The sequence below is a fragment of the Arthrobacter sp. ISL-95 genome, assembly GCF_018613695.1.
Lineage (GTDB): Bacteria > Actinomycetota > Actinomycetes > Actinomycetales > Micrococcaceae > Arthrobacter.
This window is the reverse complement of the sequence record NZ_JAGGPR010000006.1, coordinates 105802-129738: the sequence shown is the minus strand read 5'-3', so window position 1 is coordinate 129738 and position 23937 is coordinate 105802. Positions and strand designations below refer to the sequence as shown.

Here is a 23937-nt window from a genome sequence, read left to right as displayed (position 1 = left end):
CCGGCAGTTCCAGCGCCACACCGTCACTGCTGTTCCATAGTGTCGGAGCCGTCAGGCAGAATGTGAGTCAAGGGGCGTTGGAGCGAAGAGACAGTCATCAACGCGGCCCCGGACTCATCCTCACTGGCGGCAGCACGGAAGCTTGCACATCCCGGCCCGTGGTCGGACTCCGGCAGCAATGACGTCCTTGTCTGGGGAAAATGCCAAGGCAGCGGAAAAACGCCATACCAAGTGAGCGTGGACGTCGTAGCGCCCGCATACCGATGCTCATGTCCCAGCCGGAAGTTCCCCTGCAAGCATGCCCTTGCACTGCTCCTTCTGTGGTCCAGGGGTGAGGCAGCGGAATCAGGGGCCGATACCGCTGATTTTGCACAGGAGTGGGCAGATCAGCGGGCCGACCGCGCCACGGCCAAAGAACGTCGGCAAACCGAGCAGCCCGCAGATCCTGAAGCTCAGGCAAAACGTCTAGCCACCAGGCTCGCCCTGATGGACGCAGGGGTGGATGATTTTTCGCGCTGGCTGACGGACCTTGTCGGGACGGGACTTGCCGCTGCACGCAACCAGCCGTATCCGTGGTGGGATGGCGTTGCAGCCCGCTTGGTGGACTCCCAGCTTCCCGGTTTGGCCGAGCAAGTACGGGACATGGCTTCCCGCATCCACGGCAGGACGGACTGGGCTGACCATCTTCTCTTCAACGCGGGCCGCTGGTGGGCTCTTACCAAGGCATGGTCAGCCAGGGACACCCTCTCGGCGGAGGAATTTGCCGACGTCAAGGCTGCCCTCGGGTGGGCCACTGCGTCGGCCGATGTACAGGACACTGAGCGGTTGACGGGCCCTTGGCTGGTTCTGGGAGCCCACCGGAGCGATGACGGACGCCTGCAGCAACAACGGACCTGGCTTCAAGGCCCGGACGGAACGGTAGTCGTGGTCCTCGATTTCGCCGGACAGGGCCAGGGTTTGGCGGCGCCGCAACTTGCCGGGGCTTTGCTTGATGTCACAGTGGCCCGCTACCCCGGATCAGCACCGCAGCGCGCCATGTTCACTGGCCCCATCACTCCCCGGGGCGCGGCCACAAGTCTCGGCCCGGGGGGCAGCATTGGGCAAGCACTCGAAAGGGAGTCTGCCGCAGTTGCCCGCTCGCCGTGGCGGACCCGGATTCCCGTGCTGTTGGACGGCGTCATAGTAAATCCCGACGGAAACGGGTGGCTGCACGATCCGAACGGCGACGCACTTCCTTTGGTGGACGCTCCCCTGGACTCGCTGCTGGCACTAACCGGTGGCCATACAACCGATATTTTTGGTGAACTGGAAGATGGCCGCCTGCGTCCACTGACCGTCGTCGTCGATTCAATGGTGGTGACCCCGTGACTTGGTTTGACGATCTGCGCACGTCAGCCCTGGTGGGTACCGGACGGCACGCCGCTCCCCTTCCGCCCGCAGAGCTGGGATATCTTGCCCCCGACGGCCTGAGCCGCGAGGAATACCTGTTGGATCAAGCGGCCTTGGCTGACGTTGTCACCCGGGCGACGCGGACAGCATCTGCTGCCCCTGGCACGGGACTTTCTTCGCCGGCTCCGGTTGATACGGAGCCCCAAGCTAGCGGCGAGGCTGCCCGGCTTTTGGAGCTCTTATTGACGCAACCACCCGTGAATCTTGAGCTGAGGACCCAGTTGGTGGTGGATTGGCTGGGTTTCGCCGAAGAATCACGACGACGGGTCCCTCACCGGCTGCTGCCGTCGTTGCTGACGTTGGCTGAGAGTAAGTCCGCTGTCTTAAGGAGTCTGGAACCTGCCATAGGAACCCGTGGTCGGTGGATGCAAGAGATCAAAAGCCCGCCTTCTCTCGAGCCTGCCACCCAAAAGACTGACCGCCGAGGCTCTGATGCTGCGGCAGAGTATGACCGGCTGAGAGGCCGTGATCCATCAGCTGCCCGCGTCCAACTGCGTGCGAGCTGGACTTCGCTCAGCGCCCGGGAACGGGCAGGCGCTCTGGCACTGTTCGCCGGAAACCTCCATGACGACGACGAAGCATTGCTGGAGAAGGCTTTGGACGACAAAGCCAAGGGCGTACGGGATGTGGCCCTCCGGCTCTTGGACCAGCTCCCCGGGAGTGCGCGAGCCGCCCGCATGGCCGCCAGGCTAAAACCCTTGCTCCAGTTCAAAGGACTTCTGAGCAAACGGCTGGAGATCGATCTCCCCCCGGACCCTGACAAGGAGGCATTGCGGGACGGAACTCCAGCGGACCCGCGCAAGGGCGAACCGGATCGGATGGCACGATTGGAGGCCATCATCAAAGGGGCGCCGCTGGACGTATGGACGTCGGTGACAGGCCGTAACCGCTCAGCCACCGTTGCGCTGCTGCAGGAAGAACCCCGCATCCTGGACGCTATGGTCGCTGCAACCGCTGCCCGCAACGATGCTGAATGGGCCCGCGCGCTTCTCACCGTCCTGACGGACAGGAGGCTGTTGGATTGCCTCCCTCCGGAGGAGCGGGCACATTGGCTGGAGCGGCACGTCAGGGAAAGCAACGATGAACCGCTGACCCTGGCTCCACTCCTGTATGACCTGCCGCAGCCGTGGTCCATGCCGTTGGCGGATACTGTACTGACGGTGATTTCCGGCAAGGACGGGGGCCGTTTGGCAGCCATGCTGGCCGAAGACCTACCTACCGCGTTGCCGCCGGAGGCCACCGAGCGTTGCCGGCAGCTTTTGGCAGAGACTGACAAAGACGCCGCACGGCGTCGTGTGCTGCGCGATGCCGTCCAATACCAATCATTCAAACAATCCTTGACGGAGGCTTTCCGATGACCGATGCCCAGAACGCCACGGAGGTTCTTCGCGCGCACGCCGAGAACGCGTACGCCGATGAACTCAGCGCTTTGGACGCTGTTGACGATCGCCCCCGCCCACCCAGCTGGCGTCTTTCTCCGTGGGCTGTCACCACGTATATCCTCGGTGGAACCTTGGCCAACGGTGTTCAGATCAGCCCGAAGTATCTTGGCTCGGAACGCCTGGTGGAAATCGCCGTGGCGTCACTGGCCACAGACCGTGCACTGCTGTTGCTGGGTGTTCCGGGAACCGCGAAGACCTGGCTTGGTGAGCACCTGGCGGCAGCCATCTCCGGCTCGTCCACATTGGTGGTTCAGGGCACTGCGGGTACCCCCGAAGAGGCTTTGCGGTACGGATGGAACTATGCCCGATTGCTGGCCGATGGCCCGTCCCGCGCGGCCATGGTTGCCGGCCCGGTGATGCGCGCCATGGAGACAGGAAGCCTGGTGCGGGTGGAGGAACTGACCCGCATCCCCTCCGATGTGCAGGATTCCCTCATCACCATTCTCAGCGAGAAGACACTACCCATTCCAGAGCTCAATGAGGAAGTTCAAGCACGGAAGGGCTTCAACGTGATTGCCACCGCGAACAACCGCGATAAAGGCGTGAACGATCTCTCGTCCGCTCTTCGCCGCCGGTTCAACACAGTGGTCCTGCCGCTCCCGGACAGCATTGACCAAGAGGTGGAGATCGTGACCACCCGTGTGCGCAGCCTGGGTGAGTCCTTGGAGCTGCCGGCCGATTTGGCAGCCCTTTCCGAAATCCGCCGCGTGGTTACCGTGATGCGCGAACTTCGGTCAGGCGTGACGCAGGACCAGCGCACCACCATCAAGTCGCCATCGGCCACGTTGTCCACGGCAGAGGCCATTTCCGTGATGACCAACGGGCTGTCGCTGGCAGCACACTTTGGAGATGGCACCGTCCGTGCCGAGGACGTGGCCGCCAGCTTGGTGGGCGCGGTGATCAAGGACCCCGTGCAGGACCGCGTGATCTGGCAGGAATACTTGGAGACTGTGGTGCGGAACCGCCCGGAATGGAAAGACCTGTACCGAGCCTGCCGCGATCTTGAATCGTCCAACTGAAACATGACCGACGTCCACATTCTGGGGATCCGGCACCACGGTCCGGGTTCAGCCCATTCCGTCGCGGAAGCCTTGGCGAGTCTTCGGCCTGATCTGGTGCTGGTTGAAGGGCCGCCGGAGCTTGACCAGGTCATCCCACTGGTCACGGATCCGGAGATGGTTCCGCCGGTCGCGGGCCTGATCTATGCGGTGGACGAGCCCCGCTTGGCCTCCTTCTACCCCATGGCCGCTTTCTCACCGGAGTGGGTCGCGATCCGTTGGGCGCTGTCTACAGGCAAATCCGTGCGCGCCATCGATCTGCCCGCTGCCCACACCTTCGCGCTCAGGGCCGCAGAGGGACGCGCCTTGGCAGCCTTGACGGGCTCGGAGGAGGAAGAACCTCCAGCCGCCACTCCCGAAGACGGCGGGGTGCCTGCCGCCGTCGCCGCGAAGCCCGCGGACGTCGTCGAGGATTTTCCCACCGTCGTTGAGGACTCTCCCACGATCCCGCAGCAGGCGTACCGTCCCGACGCGATCGGGATGTTGGCCGAAGCTGCAGGGTACAGCGACGCGGAACGCTGGTGGGAAGACGCCGTGGAGCATCGGAACACGGACCCCGTTGAACGGTTCGAAGATCTGATCGATGCAATCACAGAAATCAGGGCCATTGATCAGCGTCCCGTGGATCATCCTGACGTCCTGGAGAACAGCCGCCGGGAAGCTGCCATGCGGCGCCTGCTGCGCGCGGCCATGCGCGAAGGACATGAACGCATCGCAGTAGTGTGCGGCGCCTATCACGCACCGGCGTTGGTGCCCGCCGGCTTTCCGTCGGTTTCCGCCGACAACAAAGTCCTTGCCGGATTGCCCAAGGCCAAAGTGGCCGTCACGTGGGTTCCGTGGACATCGAACCGGCTCAGCCTGGGCAGCGGATACGGAGCAGGGGTTACTGCGCCGGGCTGGTATCAACACCTGTTTGCACACTGGATGGCCAAGGACCCCACGAAGGATGTTGCCACCACGTGGCTGGTCCGGGTGGCCCATGCGCTTCGCAAAGAAAATCTGGATGCTTCCACGGCGTCCATTGTGGAGGCCAGCAGGATGGCAACTGCGTTAGCTGCAGTTCGCGGACGGCCGAGCCCTGGCTTACCGGAACTGGACGACGCCGCGCAGACCGTCCTATGCGACGGCTCGCCTCTGCCGCTGGCCTTGGTTCATCGCGAATTGACTGTCGGGCGCGAGCTCGGCAACGTTCCGGACTCCGTGCCCACCCTGCCGTTGGCAGCGGACCTCACCGCTACCCAGCGGAAGCTTCGCATGAAGCCCAGTGCCATGGAAGAGGTCATGGTCCTGGACCTGCGCAAGCCGAACCAGTTGGCCCGTTCTGTACTCCTGCACCGTCTGGCATTGCTGGGCGTGGACTGGGGTCAGCTGACGGACACCGGAAGGACCACTGGCACCTTCAAAGAAGCATGGACACTCCTGTGGAAACCCGAGTTGGCTGTTTCACTGGTGGAAGCGAGCCGATATGGCACCACCGTCGCCTCAGCCGCTGCCACGTTTGTCTCTGAGCAGGCGCAGGCAGCCGAAGGCCTGCCGGTTCTCAGCAGACTGCTGGAAAGCTGTCTCCTGGCCGAGCTGCCCGACGGTATCGCCGGCGTCGTGTCCGCCTTGGCTGAACGCACCGCCCTCCAGCAGGACGTTCCTCCCCTCTTGGAAACCATGGCCCCGTTGGCCCGCACGTGCCGGTACGGCAACGTCCGAGGGGTGGACGTGAGCGATGTCCGCAAGATCCTGCAAGCCACGGTGGTTCGCGCGTGCGTCGGACTGCCCACTGCCTGCGCCGGCCTCGATGACGATGCTGCGGGCGTAATGCGCCGGGCCATTGACTCGGCACAAGATGGTCTGAGCATACTGCCGGAACTGCCACTGGGTGATTGGCATATTGCCCTCTCAGCGGTGGCACACTCTGACTCGATTCATGGCTCGGTGGCCGGCCGGGCCACCCGGCTCCTGCTTGATGCGGGCCTGGTGGAAGGAAACGACGTAGCGTCACGCCTCAGCCGTCGTTTGTCCATCGCTACACCCGCCCCGGAAGCCGCAGCCTGGTTGGACGGCCTGCTATCCGGCGATGCGACGTTGCTCATCCATGATCGGCGACTCCTGCAGATCGTTGATGAGTGGGTGGAAGGCGTACACGATGATGTTTTCGAGGATGTCTTGCCCTTGATCCGAAGGACCTTCTCGACCTTCAGCAGGCCTGAGCGGCGCGAAATCGGCGAACAGTTGAGTCGGGTCGGTTCTACCGGCGTCGCAGTGGAGTCCTCCCCCATGGACCTGTCCGGCGCCGGCCCGGCGCTGCAAACCATGGCAAAGATTCTGGGATGGAAGGCAATCGCATGACCGACGACGCAACCGCGACAAGTACCGCTGACACGGCCGACGATTCTGCCAGGGCCAGCCGTGACCGGTTGAGCCGTTGGCGTCTGGTCCTGGGCGGGCACGATGCTGATGGCATCACAACTGGCGAAGGTGCGCCGGTGCAACTGTCAGAGGATGATGTCCGCCGCGATCAGGCGTTGGAAGAGCTATACGGTGACGGATCGGGCCGGCGCGGAGGGCTGGGCTCGTCCAGTCCACGCGTGGCCCGATGGCTCGGCGACATCCGAGGGTACTTTCCCTCCTCGGTAGTCCAGGTGATGCAGTCCGATGCCATGGACCGGCTCGGTTTGAGGCAACTGCTGCTGGAACCGGAAATGCTGCGAACTGTCCAACCGGACATCGGTTTGGTGAGCACTCTCGTGGGTCTGGGGCGGGTGATTCCTGAGGAGTCCCGTGAGACCGCCAGATCGGTCATTAGGCAGGTCACCAAGGAGCTTGAAGAACGGCTGGGCGCCAAAACAATTCAGGCAGTCTCCGGGGCGCTCAACCGTTCCGCGAGGACACGCCGGCCACGGCACAGGGATATCGACTGGAACAGGACCATTGCCGCCAATCTCAAGCACTACCAGCCCGAGTACCGGACTGTGGTGCCCGAACGGCTCCATGGACACGCTCGACGCAGTACCGAAATTCAGCGCGAGATCATCTTGTGCATCGACCAATCGGGGTCCATGGCTGAATCAGTGGTGTACTCCAGTGTTTTCGGAGCTGTCCTCGGTTCGCTCAAATCAGTGAGCACACGGTTGGTGGTCTTTGATACCGAAGTCGTGGATCTGACCGACGATCTGGATGATCCGGTGGACGTGCTGTTCGGTGTCCAACTGGGCGGTGGCACGGACATTAACCGTGCCCTCGCCTACTGCCAGGACCAGATCACCAAGCCCGCCGAAACCATTCTTGTGCTGATCAGCGACCTCTACGAAGGCGGGATTGCAGACGAAATGCTGCGTCGTGCTGCTTCCATCGTGGGCGGCGGGACCACCATGATTGCGTTGCTGGCTTTGAGCGACAGCGGCCATCCGTCCTTCGATTCCAGCCACGCGGCTGCACTTGCCGGCATCGGTGTTCCCGCTTTTGCGTGCACGCCGGATCTCTTTCCGGAGATGATGGCTGCAGCCATCGAACGCCGGGATGTCAGCGAATGGGCAGCCTCCCAGGACATTCCCACAAGTCACGAAAAGTAGCCACCAACCACCGGAAGCTCTGGCGGAGCACGGGAGACGGGACGAGAATTAGCTGGTGGTCCCTCCTCGCATCGGTGAGGGCGGCGACACCCTGAATGACGCCGCCCGAAAGGTCCAACGCGTCTACCTGACATTGACGTTGGGCAATACCGTTGCGGCGTCGTTCATCTGGGGTATCAACACGCTTTTCCTGCTGGATGCGGGCTTGAGCAATCTGGAGGCGTTTGCCGCCAACGCCTTCTTCACGGCAGGCATGGTTCTTTTCGAAGTGCCCACGGGCGTAATTGCTGATGGGTGGGGACGGCGCGTTTCGTTTCTGCTGGGAACGGTGACGTTGGCCGTGTCCACTTACTTGTATTTCGTGATGTGGCAGATTTCCGCGCCGTTCTGGATGTGGGCCGTCGTTTCGGTCCTACTAGGTCTCGGCTTCACGTTCTTCTCCGGCGCTGTTGAGGCATGGCTCGTCGATGCCCTGCGCTTCTCGGGTTACGACGGCGGGTTGGAATCCGTGCTTGGCCGAGGGCAGATGGTTCAGGGTGTAGCGATGCTGGTGGGCTCGGTGGCAGGCGGGGTAATAGCCCAAGCCACCAACCTTGGCGTTCCGTTCCTGCTGCGCGTGCTGGTGCTTCTTGCCATGTTTGCTGTCGCTTTTGGGCTGATGCACGACGTCGGCTTCTCGCCTGAGCGTTCGACGCACCCCCTCCGCGCGACCCGAGCGGTACTGTCCGCATCGATTGAGAACGGTTTGAAGAACCCGCCCGTCCGGTACGTGATGTTGGCAGCCCCGTTTACTGCCGGCGTCGGGTTCTACGTCTTCTACGCATTGCAGCCGTTCCTGCTGGACCTGTTTGGCGACCCGAAAGCGTATTCCATCGCGGGTTTGGCCGCAGCGATCGTGGCGGGGTCGCAGATCCTCGGGGGCTGGCTCGCCCCGCACGCCCGGCGCCTGTTTCATAAGCGCACCACCGTGCTGATCGTAGGCTGCTTGGCGGGCTGCGCTATCCTTCTGGTCCTGGGATTCACTCGTGTGTTTTGGGTGGCGCTGATACTGCTCGCGCTTTGGGCCGTTGTGGGTTCCGCCGCCACGCCCGTCCGGCAGGCATATGTCAACGACATGATTCCGTCGAAGCAACGGGCCACCGTCCTGAGTTTCGATTCGCTGATGGGATCCAGCGGCGGTGTAGTCATACAGCCCGTCCTGGGCCGGGGAGCTGACCTCTACGGCTACCCGGCATCCTTGGCCATGGCCGGTGTCATCGAGCTCGTTGCCTTGCCTTTCCTGGTGGCCAGCCGGAAGCAGGCCGCGCCAGCCGACCGGGCCAGCACCACCGAAGCCGCCTCAAACCCCGAATCAACACCCTATAAAGACGGCGATCAAAAGGGTTGAGGCAGTTGGGGCAGTACGGCCGTTTCTGCGATTGCAGCCCAAGTGGGCCAAACTGGTGGTAACCACTACTGAAAGCGCGGTTGCCACGTGATCTCCCTGCACCAGGACGCCCAAGGATTCATCCGGATGAAACGGCACTTTCCCGCCAGCACTGAGGTGTCCGTGGTTTTTGCCGACGGGACCGAGGAAGTCTTCACGGCGCAGCGGCTCAACCAGATCTACGATGAAGCGCTGGCTGCCTACCGCGCGGCGAATCATCTGGACGCCAAAGGCTTTGTCCGGGGCCCCAAGAAGAAGGTCCAGCAGGGCATCGAATTCGTTCCGGTGTCACCGGGAATGTCCGGCTGACCCAGCTTCTTGGCGAATCAATTCCTCCTGCCCGAGGCGTGCTGGACACAGAAAGGTGTCCAAGGCCTGGCCTCAAGCCTGCCTTCGGGAATGGCCACGCCGCACATCGCGCACAGCCCGTAGGTTCCGTCCGCGATCCTCGCCAGCGCTTCTTCGATCTGCTCCAAACCCACCCGGCTTTGGCCCATGAGGGCGGACGCTTGGGACAGCTCGAACGCGATGGTGCTGCCCTCGGGATCGTGCTCGTCGTCCACATTGGAATCCTGACGGGCCAGACTCACTGAGGTGATGTCGCTTCGCAGAGCCTTCAGCAGCTCGAGTTTACGGTTCCGCTCGTCCTCCAGAAGAACCCGAAACCGTTCGGCGTCAACCACGGTGGATCATAGTTCCACAGTGCCGCTCTCGCCCACGCTGAACCGGGAGTTTGTGACCTTGGACTTGACCCATTGAAGAACCGTAGCAGCCGTACCGCCCGGGCTGGTCCAGTACTCTGCCGAGTCGGAGTCAACGCGAAGCAGGCACACCTCAGGAGTGTCAGGGCCATCGGGGAACCACGCCTCCACCACTTGGTTCCACATCTCATGGATTTTCCGGCGATCTGTGACAACCTCGGCAGCCCCTGCCACGGAGACCCACTCGGTGTTCTTGCCAAAGGAAACATTGACCCGGGGGTCCTGGCGTATGTGGGCAACCTGCGAGGTTCCCAATCCCGTAAAGAACCACATGTCGCCGTCGCCCTTGACTTCCTGAACGGCCAGCGGCCGGCTGACCAGCGCACCAGCCTCGTCGATGGTGGTCAGCATTCCGATCTTGGAGTCGTTGATGATGTCAGTGACTTTGCTGATGGCTTGTTCTTCAGTCATGCGGGTCTCACTTCTCCTGGTTCCTGGACTCGACTTCGTGTCCGGGGGTCTTTTCCCCACAACCACCCTATTAGTAAGGCTACTGATTTGCTAGGCAGACGAGGAATGTCACTGGTAGGCCAAAAACAGAGCATGGGATTTTCCGGGAATCATGCCGGGGCCTCATCCGTTCTGATTGATAGTGACATGCCGACGGCGGTCATGCTTGCCCTTGAGGGGCAGGCAAAAACGACGGGAAGTGTGGGGACTGCCATGACGTTAAATGAAATCATTGACCGCCTGAGGACCGCGCACCTCATGGTCCGCGACGCCAACGAGTGGGACGGACTGGCTGCTGCCCTCGTGGACGCCTATCACAGCAATGACGAGGACCGCGTCGAACAGCTGCAGCCGCCGTTTCTCCAGTCCTGGCGGACCGTCACTCACTATGTCCTGCGCGATACCTTCGACGCTGCAGGCATTTCTGTGGCCGAGCCAAGCCTCCCCTGGGCAATTGCGACCTTGACGGCCAACGGCGTGAGCCGCGAACCGGTTCTCTGCCACGTAGACCCGGCCGCCCCGCAAGAACCGCCAGGGGCAGCTATCGAGGGGCCAAGGTTGTTCACTTTCGCTGAAGCCATGACGTATTACGCTGAGTGCCTGGCACCACTGCTCGAACGCGCTAATGGCCGCCAGGAGCAATACACCACGTAGGACAGTGCCATTTAGCCCCTGCAAGGATTATTGGGGCGTGGGACGTTCCAGAAGATCGCGGAGCTTGCTGGTGGCCTCGGGAATCTCAGCGCCATGCCAAAACAGCATCCTGTGCTACGTCACCTGGGCAAGTTTGCGAAGCGATGCTTCAGCCTCCACCGGGTCGGCAGTGAAGGGTGCCGGGGGGCGGACCATGGCTCCGTTCATGATGCCAACAGCATCACCGACGAACAGCAAGGCCTTCGGCTTCATGAAGCAAGCTGATGTGGCCTTGAGTGTGACCCGGGGTGTGAATGACGCGCAAGCCGCGGATTGAAGCACCATCGGCGGCGGCTCGGACCAGCGTTTCGGAAGAAAGAATGCCGGAAGTTACAGCGCCGGCATCCGCTTCGCCCGCCCACACCACCGCATTCCTCCTACTCGAAAGAACCTCGTTCAAACCACCAACATGATCAACATGAGCATGAGTGATCACGACGTCAGAGACATCAGCCCAGCCCGCGCCTAAGAGTTCCAGCGTCTGCTGGATATCAGTGGCGTTGTCGCCCATGCCGGTGTCGATCACAACAATCCCGTCTGACATGGGCACCACGAAACAGCGAACGTCAAAACTGATTTCCGTGGGGCCTGCTACACCTGCTGGCAAATGGACTTGCCGGACAATGGTTTCTGTTTGGGTTGGGATATCCGGCCGGAATTCCGGAGTATCCGGAGTGGATTCTGGACCTGGACGCATGTTGGATCAGCCCCGCCTTGGTGGTGGCGGGCCTTCGATAACAGTGGGAACGTACTGGAGTAACTGCGACCTGCCATCGAACGTCCGGCTGTCCACCAATTCCAGGGAAACATCGGGGTATCCGTCATAGATCCGCTCGCTTCCCGTCTTGCCGGTGATCACGGGGAAGACCACCAGGCGATACCTGTCCACCAGTCCGGCCATCAGAAGGGAACGGCAGAGGCTAAGGCTGCCCAGCGTGGTAAAGGCACCGGATCTGGTCCTCTTCAATTCCCGCACGGTCTCCACGGCGTCACCGGAAATGAGTTCGCAGTTGGGCCACACCAGGGGCTCTTTCAACGTGGAGGAAAAGATGATCTTGGGCATGGCGGCCAGCCCGCCCAAGCTGGCGCCCTCTTCCTCCGAAAACCCGGAACTGTCTTCAGAGGCTTGCTCCGACATGCTGGACATTACCCGATACGTATTGGCCCCCATGAGGGTGGTGAATTCCTTTTTTCCCTCCTCATCCAGCCACGCCAGGTATTCCGGGCCTTCCAATCCCCACCAGCCAGGCCACCCTTCGGCAGAAGCGTAACCATCCAGGGAAATGATCAGGTCCACCATTAGGGTTGCGGTGTTCTCACTCATAGCAGTCTCCTCGGTTTAACCGTGCGCAGTAACCGTGCATTGACCGTGCGCGGGAAACGCTAGTCCTGAGCTATCCGGTGTTCAAGGGGGCGGCGCTAAAGGAGGAGAAGGACGAATCCTCCCAGGGTGCTGAGTATGCCAACCCCGGTGAGGATCCAGCCCAGAATCAACACCGTATTGTCTTGTCGTGGTGGACTGAGCGAGCATCGGGACGGATGGCAAAGATCGTAGTGGACAAGTACGGCGCCTGAATCAACGCTGTCGTCACGAGCAGGAATGTCCAGCAGGACTTTTTGTTCCTCGTTCGCCCTGTCTACCCACTGCAGTCCCAGGAATCCACCTGCGGCGAACTGTTTGCCATCCGCGGTGGCCCACACGCAACGACGCTGGGCAATGACCCAAGCGCTGATCAAAAGTGGCACGCCCGGAACAAACCCCACCCATGTCATCATTTCCAGAATGGGGCCAAGGACATCCAGGGAACCGGCCATGAGTCGATCCTAAGCGCCTAAGGACTCGGATTGAGACTCTCTTCCAGGCCGAAGACCGGGATGTCAGGTAATGACTTTCTCTGTAACGCAGGATCAAAGGCCGCTGCGCCCGACTCCATCCAGAGCGCCGCCGCCGCCATTCTGGCCATAAAGGGAGAGAAAGCCCGCGCAGCGACAGACATGATGCGCAATGCCGGCACTGGTATCCGCTTGATAGCGCCGCGGCCGGCATTGGCAAGAATGGCGCTGGCCAGTTCATTGAGCGAATAGGTTCCGGATCCCCACTCGATGGTTTGCCCTCCCAGCACCGGATCCGAAAGGGCTCGACCCGCCAACGCCGCCGCGTCAGCGGTGGAGGTAAATGTCACCGGCATGCCGCCTGATCCGAAGACGATCACTTTGCCCTGCGTCTCAAGGGGCTGACTCATGACAGCAAGGAACTGTTCAAGATTTGCGCCCATCCGAATGATTGTCCAGCCCATTCCCGAGGACCTGAGCGCTTCCTCTGCGGCATACTTCATGCGGAGGAACTCCATTGGCGCGTCTGCGGCAGCGCCGTACATGGACATCATCACCATGTGGCGTACCCCCACGTGTTCGGCAGCTTCCATAAGCCGCAATGCACCGTCGCGGTCAACGCTGCGCGGCGTGCCTCCGGTTTTCAACCCGAAACCGGACGCCGCAAAAATCACCTGCTCGCAGCCCTCAACAGCATGTTGGCAGTCCGATGCCGAGGACAAGGTCCCGCGGAAGACCTCGAATTCGCTGCGACCCTGTTCCAGGAATGGCTGTGAGCGGCCACGCGCCATGATGCGGAACGGTTGCCCGATGCCTGCCAAATCCCTGGTGACGCGCACACCTAAACGCCCTGTGCCGCCCACGACCAGGATCATGGTTCCGGCTCAACAGGAAGGCCCGGACCCGCGGTGGTACGGACGGCGACATCTACGTCACCCGAAGTACGTTCCACGGGCTCAAGGTAGAAGTGCACGCCGGCGAGTTTCCCTTGGTCCACGGCAAAGATCGCGACCCCCGCGAGTTCTACGGCACTTCCGTCGAGACGATGGCCATGGAGACTCCATTCAACCCAAACCGTCCGATCATCGTCAGCGACCGCGTCATGAATCTTCAGGGCCAGATCCGGAATGCCCGCAAACAGGCTGGTCCAGTTGGCTCTGACTTGTTGCGTGCCAGTGAAGTTTCGCTGGGGATGGTTGGGAGTGACGTTAATGTAGCTCTGGGAAAATTCGGCCACCAACGCTTCGATGTCGTGGCTCCCGGCTGCGGCAAACATACGCCTCACAGGCCCATCCGGGACGCGTTCCAATCCCGCCACAAGATCCATCTTGACTCCCTTGCGCTCCACATCCGGAGGGACAGAAGCTGGTATCGTCAATTCATTACAGTTGCCTGTATTGATTGGAGTCTAGGTTCGATGATGGACAAGGTCAAGGGCCGGGAGGGAACTGCGCCTGCTCCCCGCAGCTATGACGCGAGCCGTCGTCGTCAGGCCGCCGAGGCGTCCCGGCAGACCGTGATTGAACGTGCCCGCCAACTGCTCCTGACACAAGGATTCGGTGGAACAACCGTGGCCGAGGTCGCAGCCGCCTCCGGCGTCTCATCGGAAACAATTTACAAGACTTTCGGGGGCAAAGCGGGCTTGGTGCGGGCCATCCAGCAGCAAAGCCTTCTCGGATCGAAACACTCAGCAGCCGAGCAGCGCTCCGAGTGGGCCCAGGAAACGGCAGAGGACCCGCTGACGCTGATGCACCACTTTGGCCAACTTGCCGCGGAGGTCAGCCCGCTTGTGGTGCCCATTAACCTTCTTATTCGTGATGCCGCGGTGACCGGGGACTCAGCCATGGCCGAGTTGTTGCAAGAGATCGAAGAGGCACGCCACAACCGAATGCTGCGCAACGCGCAGCATTTGCTTGAACGAGGATTCCTCCGAGCGGATGTGAGCGCGGAGCAAGCAGCCGATGTCATGTTTGCCTGCACTGCCCCTGAACTGTTCGAAACCCTCGTGATGAAGCGCGGCTGGACAGCGGAACAGTTCGGCACATTCGTTGCCTCAACCCTGGCGGCCAACCTCTCCTGAGGCTCAGACGGTCCGGTCCACCCGGGAACGCCACAGCAGATACACGAAGTACGGCGCGCCCACCAAAGCCGTCATAATTCCGGCAGGGATCTGGGCCGGTGCGATCAACGTGCGGCCGATGATGTCGGCCAGCACCACCGTGCAGGCACCAATTAACGCTGCCACCGGCAGGACGCGTGAGTGTCGTGCGCCCACGAGCGTGCGGGCGGCGTGGGGTGCTACGAGCCCTACGAAGGCAATGACGCCTACCGAAGAGACGGCGCCGGCCGTCAAAAGTACCGCCACGGCAAGGAGGAGCAACCGGGATCCGGACAGCCCGATTCCGAGCACTCGGGGAGAATCATCATCTACCGCAAAAGATCCAGATCCCGCCGCATGCCCGCGAGCACGGGAAGTGCAAGCACCACTGCCAGCAGCGGGGGCAGGACGGAGACAAAGTTGCGGCCATAGGTGGAGCCGGACAACCAGGTCAGTGCCTTCGTCTGGTTGAACGGGTCAGTGGTTACCAGGAGAACGGTGATTGCCGCTGCCAGTCCTGCGGAGACCCCGATACCGATCAGGACCAGTTTGTTCTGTTGGAGCCCGCCACGGAAGGCCAGCCCGAAGACCAGCAGAGCAGACAGCGCCGCTCCCCCAAGTGCAGAGCCGGTAATCACCCAGGAACCGGCAGTGGGGACAGTGGTGATGACAATGATTGCTGCAAGACCGCCGCCGCCGGAGACACCAAGGATGCCGGGCTCGGCCAGGGAATTGCGGGACACGGCCTGGATCAATGCGCCGGCCAGTGCCAGTGCAGCTCCGGCAAGAACAGCGGCCACAACACGCGGCATCCGGGTTCCCAGCACAGCGCTGACCCGGTTTCCCGACTGACCGGTAAGCCAATTGACGAGATCTCCGAGCAGGAGCTTCGCATCACCCAGCAGCGCTCCGGCCACCAGCAAGCCGGTGAGCAGAATCAAGAGCCCAATCAACACGGCGAGGAAGAACCTACGGGAGCGAAGCCTCGCGAGGGCGTCGCCGGCGACACTCAATCCGGACGCCAGCAGACGCACGATCGCCGGAGCGCAAAGCCCGACGAATCCGATCGGGCCCGCGATCGTCACCGCAGCGGCTGAAAGGACGACGGCAAGGACGACGGCGCCGACCCGGGCCAGGCGCGGATCGGCACCTGCCAGCCTCGAGGCGTCGTCGCCGAGCCCGAGCAGATCCATCCGACGTGAAAGGAGAAGGAGCGCGGCAATAGCTACCAGGATGATGGGCGCGAACTGGATCAACTCATCGGTTCGGGACTGGGCAAGGCTGCCCTGGCCCCACGCATATATGCCAGTGGTCTCCTGGCTGAACAAAAGCAGGAGTGCGCTGGTGGCCGAATGCAGTCCCAACGCCAAAGCTGTGCCGGCGAGCACCAGGCGGATCGGGCCGCCGTTGCCGTTGGCGCCTCCGCCCGAGAGCGCAAGCACCAGCACCGCCGCAGCAAGGCCGCCGATGAATGCGATGCCACCGGACAAGAGCGCCGGAAGTGTCAGGCCGAACGCGGCCACAGCCACAATCGCGAAATGCGCGCCGGCATTGACAGCCAGCGTATCGGGGGAAGCAAGGACGTTACGGGTGGCAGACTGCAAGGCTGTGCCGGCCACCCCCAACGCGACTCCCACCAGCAGGCCTGCGAAAAGGCGCGGTACCCGCGAGGCAAGCAACACCGCAGTTTCCTGGTCTGGTCCGTCTCCGGTGAGCAGCCCCAGCAACTTCAAAGGGCCGACGTCGGCCGTTCCTTGAGTGAGGTGGATCATCGAAAACAGGGCCAGGACAACTACTCCAATGCCAGCCACCAGCGCTGGGCCGGAACGAAAGCGGGCATCTCGTCCAGCAGGCGCGGCTGGCACGGGAGCACCCGCCATGGCCGTGGGTACGGTCATGGCGGGCCTCTTCACAGTGTCGGTCATGCGGGTGGGACTACTTGGTGAGGGACGCGACGATTGCGTCGACGTACTGGGTCATCGAGGCAGGACCGCCGAACATCCAGATGCCATCGACGTCGGTGGAGCCCAGTCCGTAAGCCGGGTCTCCTTCGACCGTCCACGGGTTCACGAGGCCCAGTTCAGTGTTGATATCGGCCAGCAGTGAGCCCTTGGTGAACGGGCGGATGGAGACCTTGCCGTCAGCTACCCAGCCATCGGCGAATGCCACGCGGGAACGGCCGAGGCCGGCCTTCTCAAGCTCAGCTTTGCCCTTGGCAACGGCGGCATCGAAGGCTTCGATGGTCTCATCAGCCTTCTTCTCCGTGCCGGTTGCCTTGGCGACGAGCCTCAGGTTGTCCTCGGCCTGGGCGATCTGGCGGCTGCCATCGGCGGACTTCACCACAACCACGGGGGCCAGTTCTTCGAGCTGCTTGATAATGGGCTCGGCGAGGTCGGTGGTGGCAACGATCAGGTCCGGGTCGAGGGAGGCAATGGTGTCGAAGCTGGGCTGGTTGCGGGTTCCGATGTCCGTGGGGGTGCTGTCCAGCTCGCCGGCGGTAACCCAGGTGCTGTAGCCCTTGACGTCGGCGACACCCACAGGCATGACGCCAAGGGTGGTCAGGTTTTCCACCACGTTCCATTCCGTGCCGACCACGCGCTTGGCGGGGCCGTCGAGCTTAACCTCGGTGCCGCGGGCATCGGTCACGGTGATCGCTTCTCCGGCACCGGCACTGTTCGAAGCGGAGCTCGCGGGGCCTTCGGTGGTACCGCAACCGGTGAGCAGGACTGCCAAGGCAGCCGTGGCGGCCAGGGCTTTGTGGATCTTCATGGACACAGGGGTCCCTTTCGAGTGGGGGGGCTTTCGTCTTTAAAGGGGTGTTCAGCTGTCGCTGTGCCGACCAACCGCGCGCGTGCGCAGCCTGCCGGTCAGCGGCCTTCCGAGAGAACCACCACATGATCGGCAAGTGCGGCTGCCTCATCGAGGTCGTGCAGAACAACACCAATTGCAACGCCGTGAACGCGGGCGAGGTCGTACACGAGGTCGAAGATCTCCACCTTGTAGCGGAGGTCCAAGTGCTTGGTTGGCTCATCGAGCAACAGCACCGACGTGTCCTGTGCAAGGCAGCTGGCCAGCCACACCCGCTGGAGTTGTCCATCGGAAAGTTCGTGGACACCCCGGTTTGCGAGCTCAGCCACACCGGTCAGTTCCATGGCGCGGTGGACGGCGGCCGGCCCCTCGGGATCGGCTGCGCGCCACCGCCCACGGTAGGGGTGGCGACCGAATTCGACCACATCGCGGACACTGAGGCCCCGCGGCACCGGCCGGCTCTGAGAGAGCAATGTCACATGCCGGGCGAAATCGCTGCGCTTCATCATCAACGCATCCGAGGCTTCGCCGTCGGCGGGTTTGACCGTAACGCTTCCCGAGGACGCCTCGTGCAATCGCGCAAGTGCGCGGAGCAGGGTGGATTTGCCGCTGCCGTTCGGACCCACCAGGGCAACGATGCGCCCTGGCTCCAGGCGGAGTCCTGCTCCATGGACCACGTCTTTGTCCCCGTAGCGGAGAACCAGGTCAGTAGCCTCGAGCCCGGAGAGTTCGCTCAGTTCAATCACAAAATGAAAAATTAGCTTAGGGTTACCTAATTATGAAAAACGTGTCGGAGAATGTTCGCCGAACCCGTCCGCACGTGCGCCAGTGGCATGAAAGGCTTGACCCATGGACCTGGAAATTCCGCCTTCGCTGACTATCCCCGCCTCGGAACTGAGCTGGCGATTCTCCCGCTCGTCCGGGCCTGGCGGCCAACACGTCAACACCACGGACAGCCGGGCGGAACTAACGTTTAACGTTGCCGAGTCCGCAACTCTAACGGATGAGCAACGGCAGATGCTGCTTAAGCGCCTCGCGCGAAAACTCGTCGGCGGTGCCATCACCGTGACTGCATCCGAGGAACGGTCGCAGCTGCGAAATCGCGAGATCGCCATGGCCAAGCTCGCTGAGCTGATCAAGGCGGGTCTCGTCCCCGAGTCCGTCCGCCGCGCCTCCAAGCCAACGCGCGGTTCGGCCCGCCGTCACCGTGCAGCGAAAGAACTTAGATCGGTAACCAAACAACAACGACGACGACCTGCCGCCGAGTAGCCAAACTCCCCTGTTGATGGACGGCCTTCGGTGGGACTATACAGTCATGGCACCTATCCAACGCCTCCGCCCTGACGGCCTCGTATCCAGCCCTGCTTTCAGTCACGTGGCCGTGGTTCCACCTGGTGCAACCATGATCTACATCGGCGGACAGAACGCCGTGGACGCAAGCGGTGCACTCGTAGGAGAAGGCGATGCGGCCGTTCAGTCTGCGCGGGCATTGGACAACGCCAAGACCGCACTGGAAGCTGCGGACGCGACACTCGGAGACGTTATCCAGTGGACCGTGCTCTTCGTCGAAGGCGCTGACCTGGCGGCCGGCTATGGAGCGATTGCGGGCAAACTCGTCTCCGAGGAGCCACCCTTGGTCACCGCAGCGTTTGTCACCGGACTTGGCGTTCCCGGAGCGCTGGTGGAGATCAGCGCGGTAGCCGCCGTGGAGCGTCAGTGAACAGGACGTTCGAAAAATACACCTGAGAAAGCGTGGCAAGACCGGCGCATATTTGCATGACAGCATGGGCCAGTCAAGCGAAGAGTCACAAGGCCACTATGTCCGGGCCCTGGCATTCGGACTTGTGCCGGATCAGGTGGCTCCCAAGACTGCCGAACGCCTGGTTGAGCTCATCCGCCTCAACGGAAACCGGCTCGGCACAGGCTTCCTCACCACAGGGCATTTGCTCCCAACGCTGGCTGGCCATGGCTACGCCGACGTCGCCTACGAGCTCCTGCTCTCCGGCCACACCTTCCTGGCTCGGAATGCTCGACGCCGGGGCCACCACCTCGGCGAGTGCCGCCGTCGAGACCGTCCAGGGCCGCATCAGCAGTGCCTGGACAATCTCACTAGGGGTGTTCCGCCTCAACGTCGTGATTCCGCCTGCCGTCCAAGCGGTGGTGAGAAACTGCCGGACGGGTCAACGCATACTGCTACCGCAGGTTCACATCACTTCAGTGCGCCGCTTCTTCAATCCCGCACCACTCCGCGATGAACAATGCAATGCTTTTGGTGATCCGCCGGATGGATTCCACGGAGACACGTTCGTCGAACCCGTGGATTGCTTCCGAGACCGGGCCGTACACCAGCGTAGGAGTGTCCGCGTAGAGGGTGAACACCCGTCCGTCGAGGTAGCCGGGGGTGGTGAAGCTGCCCAGCTCAGTGCCGAACACCTGCGCATGGGTACGCTCCAGCACGGCTTCGGCGTCGCTTCCTGGTTCCAGAACGTACCCCTCGGCGAAGAAGCCCGTCTTTACCGGAACGGCATCAATGGGCTCCTCACCGCGGCCCAGGTTGGCAAGGCATTCCTGGAGCTCAGACCAAGCCTGATCGGCACTGATTCCCGGGTAGATCGCTGCCCTGACATCGAACTCGCACCACGCAGGGACGCTGGAAGGCCAGTCGCCGCCCACTATGCCGCCGAAGTTGAAGTTGATGGGATGATCCAGATCCTCGAAGTACCGATGATTGGCTCGTTCAGTGTTCCATTTGCCTTCCACCTCGCGAAGGGCGGCGATGGCTGTGTACGCGGCGTCAATGGCATTGAAGCCCGAGCCCATTTCACGGGGATGGGTGGGGTTACCGGACACCCTGACCTTGAACCACAGGACGCCCACGTTGGCCCGCACCAACATGTCTTCCTCAGGTTCAGGGATGACGACGGCGTCCGCCCGGTAGCCGCGCATGAGGGCCGAGAGTGATCCGTTTCCCGTGCATTCCTCTTCCACCACCGACTGGAGATGAATCCGACCCGCGGGGTCGTAACCGGCAGCACGGACGGCGTCGAACGCGAACAGGTTCGCCGCCAGACCTGCCTTCATGTCTCCTGCCCCGCGCCCGTACATCCACCCGTCAATGATGGGCGCGTCCCACGGGGAGCGGGACCACATATCTGCCGGTCCTTCCGGGACGACGTCCACGTGTCCGTTCAGGATGAGCGACCGCCCCGTTTCGGTGACAGGCTGGTAGGTGCCCACAACGTTGGTGACATTCTCGTAGGAAACTGTCACCGCCCCGTGGCCCGAATGGGTGGAAAGCTCCTCTGCGTCCAACTCCCACTGGTCCATCGCCAAACCGCGGCCGGCCATAGCCGCGTGGAGCAGGTCCTGGGCACTGCCCTCATTGGTGCGGAGCGAGGGGTGTTTGACCAGTTCCTGGGTGAAAGCCAGTTGTTCATCGAAGGCGGCGTCCACGGCGTGGAGGATTCGCTGGGCCTGTTCGTCTGTGATCATGTTCGGCGTCCCTTGTTCTCGTTCGGCGTGTCTAGTTATCCCGAACCAGACGCTTGTCTTCCACCCTCAGGCGCTCCCCGAGGAAGCCGCCCACTGCGGTAAGCACCGAGATGATGGCCAGGATCAGAGCTGCGCCCCACGACTGGTTGCCTGATACTCCGAGCATGGCGGTGGCGAGCAAAGGCATGAAACCGCTGGTGGCACCGGCGATGTTGTAACCCAGAGCCACACCGGAATAACGCAGCTTCGGCGGGAACAGCTCGGTCAGCAGTGCACCGTTGACGGCATAGGCCACGGCAATCAGCATGATTCCAACGGTGATGGCAAGGGTAATCAGCAGCGGCGACTTGGTGTCGATCATCGCGAACAGAGGGAAAGCCATGATGGCACTGGCAATGCCACCCCACATGGTGACCTTGCCGGGGCCGATCTTTTCAGCCAGACGACCCATGAAGAAGGTGACCACGATCTGTGCCACAGCAGCGATCAGGGTGGCGTTTACCATGACGTTGCGGTCTATGTGGAGGGTGTTGGAGCCGTAGCTAACTACGAAGGTGGTGATCATGTAGAAGCCACCAACTCCAAGCAATGCTGCGAGAACTGCTACTACCAGGCGACCGCTGGCATGACGGAAGACTTCGAACGCCGGGACCTTGGAAGTCTCCCCCATGGACAGGAGGTCCTTGAAGATCGGTGATTCCTCCACCTTGAGTCGGATCCAGAGGGCGACGGCCAGCATTGGAAAGGCCAGCAGGAACGGGATACGCCAGCCCCAGGCATCGAAGGCCTCTGAGGGGAAGAGCAGGACCAGTGAGAACGCCCCGGATGCGAGCAGGGTAGCAACCGGTGATCCTACCTGGACCAGTGCTGCGTAGCGGCCGCGCTTTTCGGCGGGGGCATGTTCTACGGCCATGGTCACCGCGCCACCCCACTCACCGCCAACTGCCAAACCTTGAACCAACCGCAGCACGGCCAGCAAGATGGGGGCCGCCAAACCGATGCTGCCAAAGTCAGGCAACAGGCCGATCAGCGCAGTAGCAAAGCCGATCATCACAATGGTGATGAGCAGTGCAGGACGACGCCCGAACCTGTCACCGATGTAACCAAAAATCATCGCCCCCAGCGGTCTGGCCGCGAAGCCGACTCCAAACGTGGCAAAAGAAGCCAGCAGAGCGGCGGTGGGGTCCATGTTGGTGAAGAAGAGACGATTAAAGACCAGTGCGGCAGCAGTGCCGAAGAGGTAGTAGTCGTACCATTCCAGCGCAGTGCCAACGAAAGCGGCGCGGGCAATTTTTCCGGCATCCTTGCCGGATATCACCGGAGCGGTACCCTCGGAGGTTGGAACGGGATGTGAGGTGGTCACGATGTGAGCCTTTCGAACAGGTGGAGTGTAGTTCGCATCCTGCGGCCGGGATGTTTACGGCCGTTGGTTGGGGAGTTATCTTCGACACTAGGCCAGTGACAACGCACTCATCAATGACAATATCCACCCGCCTCACAACAGTTAATTGTGCATAGTCACAACTTCCCTTCTCTGTCCTCGTAACCGCTCAAGGCCACCAGCGCCAGGGCGGCCTGGACCGGGACCGTGAGATCCAGGCCGATCACTTGCTGCAGGTTATGCAGTCGGTTCACGGTGGTGTTCCGGTGGCAGTACAGCTCCTCCGAGGTCTCCTTAATCGACCCGGTTCGACCGTAGATCCGGGCTACCTGAAGCAGGCGCTGGCGTTCATGGGGTGTGCACTGGTCCAGGGCTTCGGTGATGGGGGCAGAAAACCCCGGGAGTGCCTGCTCCAGGAGGGCAGATGCGATACCCATCCAGGTGTTCTCCACTGTTGCCAAGCCGGCGCCCGCGCTTCTTTGGTTTGCCAGGACAAGTGCGCCCTTGGCGGCAGAGGGGACCGCCGTTAGTCCCTTGACATCGGGAACGTATCCAGCCGGAAAGTCCGGTCCGGCCTCCCCCCAACTCCGGTTCTTCCGCTGCTGCCGGAAGATGTAAAGGGCTCCGGCATGTTCATACAGGAACGCGCGGGAGACGGACTCGAATTGGCGCTGGGCCTGGGCGATGTCCCGGGACGCCACGCCCAACACTTCAAAGGTGTCGGTAGCCTCCACCCCCAAAGCCGCAGCCATTTCCTCAACCTCGTCTGCGGTCTGAAAGTCACCCGGGATGCCTGCGTCCCCGTAGACCCCTACATCGCTGTTGAAGAGGCGCGAGAGAATCCGCTGCCGGTAGAGCTGCTTATTCCTGGTCAGCCGGGCCTCCTCCTCCGCGTACGCCTGCTGGATACTGCTGACATAGCCTTCCACGGTGTCCAGGACCCTGGTCATGTTGGCCACCAGGAGCGCGATTCCCGAGTCCCCCGCAACTCGCTCAAGACCTTTCCAGAGGACACGGAAGTCATTTCTGATGGCCTCCAGGAAGGCCTCAAGCGGGACTCCCTGGTTAGCCCGGCGCCTCGCTATTTCACGGGGAAGTGACTGCAGGTCCGGCGGCAGGTCCACTCCGGCCATCCGGAAGAGCAGCAAGTCCATGGTGTCCTCTGCCGTGCGGTAAATGTCCTCAGCGGGAACCAGCGCTTGGCCATATGAGATCTCGGCGAACCGCTCAAGGAAGTCGCTGACCAACAACGCCCGTTCCTTCCACAGCCGCCCTATCAGGTCCGTCCAATCGGGTTCGATTGAGCGCGGAGGATCAAAGACCCGGTTACGTGTGGAGACCGCGCCGATGCGTTCGGGAGAATCTGGAGTCATAGAGCAATTTTAGGCAAACGCCCAAGTTCTGTCAGCAAGGCGGCGGCTTTTGTCCATTGAAGTCATCATTTTTCCAGCGTTGAATTGAAGTCGGCTTCGTTTTGCTCCGG

Annotated in this window: 24 protein-coding genes and 3 pseudogenes; 13 read left to right on the top strand and 14 right to left on the bottom strand. The window is 62.0% G+C overall.

Annotated features, from left to right (window positions below):
• The first annotated feature begins 237 nt into the window (after window positions 1-237).
• From J7I86_RS11405 to J7I86_RS11375, 7 genes are all read left to right on the top strand, one after another.
• Window positions 238-1368, top strand: a complete 1131-nt coding sequence (locus J7I86_RS11405) for an SWIM zinc finger family protein (protein ID WP_309476708.1) — start codon at window positions 238-240, stop codon at window positions 1366-1368.
• On the top strand, window positions 1365-2807 hold the full coding sequence (locus tag J7I86_RS11400; RefSeq protein ID WP_214819883.1) for a DUF5691 domain-containing protein: 1443 nt from the start codon (window positions 1365-1367) through the stop codon (window positions 2805-2807). Before J7I86_RS11405 ends, J7I86_RS11400 begins: the two co-directional genes overlap by 4 nt.
• Window positions 2804-3910, top strand: a complete 1107-nt coding sequence (locus tag J7I86_RS11395; RefSeq protein WP_214819881.1) for an AAA family ATPase — start codon at window positions 2804-2806, stop codon at window positions 3908-3910. Before J7I86_RS11400 ends, J7I86_RS11395 begins: the two co-directional genes overlap by 4 nt.
• A 3-nt stretch (window positions 3911-3913) precedes the next feature.
• Window positions 3914-6289, top strand: a complete 2376-nt coding sequence (locus tag J7I86_RS11390; protein WP_214819879.1) for a DUF5682 family protein — start codon at window positions 3914-3916, stop codon at window positions 6287-6289.
• Window positions 6286-7512, top strand: coding sequence for a VWA domain-containing protein (locus J7I86_RS11385; RefSeq protein WP_286179675.1), 1227 nt, complete (start codon window positions 6286-6288; stop codon window positions 7510-7512). The genes J7I86_RS11390 and J7I86_RS11385 overlap by 4 nt, the downstream gene beginning before the upstream one ends.
• Before the next feature lie 55 nt (window positions 7513-7567).
• On the top strand, window positions 7568-8899 hold the full coding sequence (locus J7I86_RS11380) for an MFS transporter (protein WP_214819875.1): 1332 nt from the start codon (window positions 7568-7570) through the stop codon (window positions 8897-8899).
• 87 nt (window positions 8900-8986) lie between these two features.
• Entirely contained in the window at window positions 8987-9247 is a 261-nt protein-coding gene (locus J7I86_RS11375) for a hypothetical protein (RefSeq protein ID WP_214819873.1), read from the top strand.
• Between the two features lie 17 nt (window positions 9248-9264).
• Here the strand turns inward: J7I86_RS11375 and J7I86_RS11370 are convergent, their stop codons facing one another.
• Complete coding sequence (locus J7I86_RS11370) at window positions 9265-9621, bottom strand: TraR/DksA C4-type zinc finger protein (protein ID WP_214819871.1); 357 nt, start codon at window positions 9619-9621, stop codon at window positions 9265-9267.
• A gap of 6 nt (window positions 9622-9627) precedes the next feature.
• Window positions 9628-10110 carry a pyridoxamine 5'-phosphate oxidase family protein gene (locus tag J7I86_RS11365; RefSeq protein WP_214819869.1) on the bottom strand — a complete coding sequence of 161 codons (483 nt, stop codon included), beginning with the start codon at window positions 10108-10110 and terminating at the stop codon, window positions 9628-9630.
• A gap of 252 nt (window positions 10111-10362) precedes the next feature.
• On the opposite strand from J7I86_RS11365, the gene J7I86_RS11360 reads away from it, so the two are divergent.
• Window positions 10363-10803, top strand: coding sequence for a hypothetical protein (locus tag J7I86_RS11360; RefSeq protein WP_286179673.1), 441 nt, complete (start codon window positions 10363-10365; stop codon window positions 10801-10803).
• Between the two features lie 114 nt (window positions 10804-10917).
• Here J7I86_RS11360 and J7I86_RS11355 read toward each other — a convergent pair whose 3' ends face one another.
• The 6 genes from J7I86_RS11355 to J7I86_RS11330 form a co-directional block, all read right to left on the bottom strand.
• Window positions 10918-11055, bottom strand: a complete 138-nt coding sequence (locus J7I86_RS11355) for a hypothetical protein (protein WP_214819867.1) — start codon at window positions 11053-11055, stop codon at window positions 10918-10920.
• On the bottom strand, window positions 11024-11368 hold the full coding sequence (locus tag J7I86_RS11350; RefSeq protein WP_214819865.1) for an MBL fold metallo-hydrolase: 345 nt from the start codon (window positions 11366-11368) through the stop codon (window positions 11024-11026). The genes J7I86_RS11355 and J7I86_RS11350 overlap by 32 nt, the downstream gene beginning before the upstream one ends.
• 177 nt (window positions 11369-11545) lie before the next feature.
• A complete protein-coding gene (locus tag J7I86_RS11345; protein WP_214819863.1) occupies window positions 11546-12166 on the bottom strand; it encodes a dihydrofolate reductase family protein in 621 nt (206 codons plus the stop codon).
• A gap of 95 nt (window positions 12167-12261) precedes the next feature.
• The gene (locus J7I86_RS11340) at window positions 12262-12657 is read right to left on the bottom strand and encodes a hypothetical protein (protein WP_214819861.1); all 396 of its coding nucleotides are present in this window, start codon (window positions 12655-12657) and stop codon (window positions 12262-12264) included.
• A gap of 17 nt (window positions 12658-12674) precedes the next feature.
• The gene (locus J7I86_RS11335) at window positions 12675-13550 is read right to left on the bottom strand and encodes an NAD(P)H-binding protein (RefSeq protein ID WP_214819859.1); all 876 of its coding nucleotides are present in this window, start codon (window positions 13548-13550) and stop codon (window positions 12675-12677) included.
• Entirely contained in the window at window positions 13547-14002 is a 456-nt protein-coding gene (locus J7I86_RS11330; protein ID WP_214819857.1) for a nuclear transport factor 2 family protein, read from the bottom strand. The genes J7I86_RS11335 and J7I86_RS11330 overlap by 4 nt, the downstream gene beginning before the upstream one ends.
• Before the next feature lie 90 nt (window positions 14003-14092).
• Here J7I86_RS11330 and J7I86_RS11325 point away from each other — a divergent pair, with 90 nt between their 5' ends.
• Window positions 14093-14755, top strand: coding sequence for a TetR/AcrR family transcriptional regulator (locus J7I86_RS11325; RefSeq protein ID WP_286179672.1), 663 nt, complete (start codon window positions 14093-14095; stop codon window positions 14753-14755).
• Window positions 14756-14758: 3 nt separating this feature from the next.
• Here J7I86_RS11325 and J7I86_RS11320 read toward each other — a convergent pair.
• From J7I86_RS11320 to J7I86_RS11310, 3 genes and pseudogenes are all read right to left on the bottom strand, one after another.
• Window positions 14759-16698: pseudogene (locus tag J7I86_RS11320) on the bottom strand (iron ABC transporter permease).
• A gap of 10 nt (window positions 16699-16708) precedes the next feature.
• A complete protein-coding gene (locus tag J7I86_RS11315) occupies window positions 16709-17548 on the bottom strand; it encodes an iron-siderophore ABC transporter substrate-binding protein (RefSeq protein ID WP_309476707.1) in 840 nt (279 codons plus the stop codon).
• Between the two features lie 92 nt (window positions 17549-17640).
• Window positions 17641-18327: an ABC transporter ATP-binding protein gene (locus J7I86_RS11310; protein WP_309476706.1), complete on the bottom strand. Its 687-nt coding sequence runs from the start codon at window positions 18325-18327 to the stop codon at window positions 17641-17643.
• A 103-nt stretch (window positions 18328-18430) separates the two neighbouring features.
• Between J7I86_RS11310 and arfB the strand changes: the two genes are divergently transcribed.
• From arfB to J7I86_RS23265, 4 genes and pseudogenes are all read left to right on the top strand, one after another.
• Window positions 18431-18850: an alternative ribosome rescue aminoacyl-tRNA hydrolase ArfB gene (gene arfB / locus J7I86_RS11305; RefSeq protein WP_214819853.1), complete on the top strand. Its 420-nt coding sequence runs from the start codon at window positions 18431-18433 to the stop codon at window positions 18848-18850.
• A 46-nt stretch (window positions 18851-18896) separates the two neighbouring features.
• Window positions 18897-19301: a RidA family protein gene (locus J7I86_RS11300; RefSeq protein ID WP_214819851.1), complete on the top strand. Its 405-nt coding sequence runs from the start codon at window positions 18897-18899 to the stop codon at window positions 19299-19301.
• 64 nt (window positions 19302-19365) lie between these two features.
• Window positions 19366-19524, top strand: a pseudogene (locus J7I86_RS23270) (hypothetical protein); the annotation flags it as partial.
• 22 nt (window positions 19525-19546) lie between these two features.
• Window positions 19547-19690, top strand: a pseudogene (locus J7I86_RS23265) (hypothetical protein); the annotation flags it as partial.
• A gap of 105 nt (window positions 19691-19795) precedes the next feature.
• On the opposite strand, the gene J7I86_RS11290 reads toward J7I86_RS23265, so the two are convergent.
• The 3 genes from J7I86_RS11290 to J7I86_RS11280 all read right to left on the bottom strand — a co-directional run bounded on the left by J7I86_RS11290 (window position 19796) and on the right by J7I86_RS11280 (window position 23827).
• Window positions 19796-21073 carry an ArgE/DapE family deacylase gene (locus J7I86_RS11290; protein ID WP_214819849.1) on the bottom strand — a complete coding sequence of 426 codons (1278 nt, stop codon included), beginning with the start codon at window positions 21071-21073 and terminating at the stop codon, window positions 19796-19798.
• 31 nt (window positions 21074-21104) lie between these two features.
• Window positions 21105-22436 (bottom strand): MFS transporter, encoded by a 1332-nt coding sequence (locus J7I86_RS11285; RefSeq protein WP_214819847.1) that lies wholly within the window; start codon window positions 22434-22436, stop codon window positions 21105-21107.
• Between the two features lie 155 nt (window positions 22437-22591).
• Window positions 22592-23827, bottom strand: a complete 1236-nt coding sequence (locus tag J7I86_RS11280; RefSeq protein ID WP_214819845.1) for a helix-turn-helix domain-containing protein — start codon at window positions 23825-23827, stop codon at window positions 22592-22594.
• Between the last annotated feature and the right edge of the window lie 110 nt (window positions 23828-23937).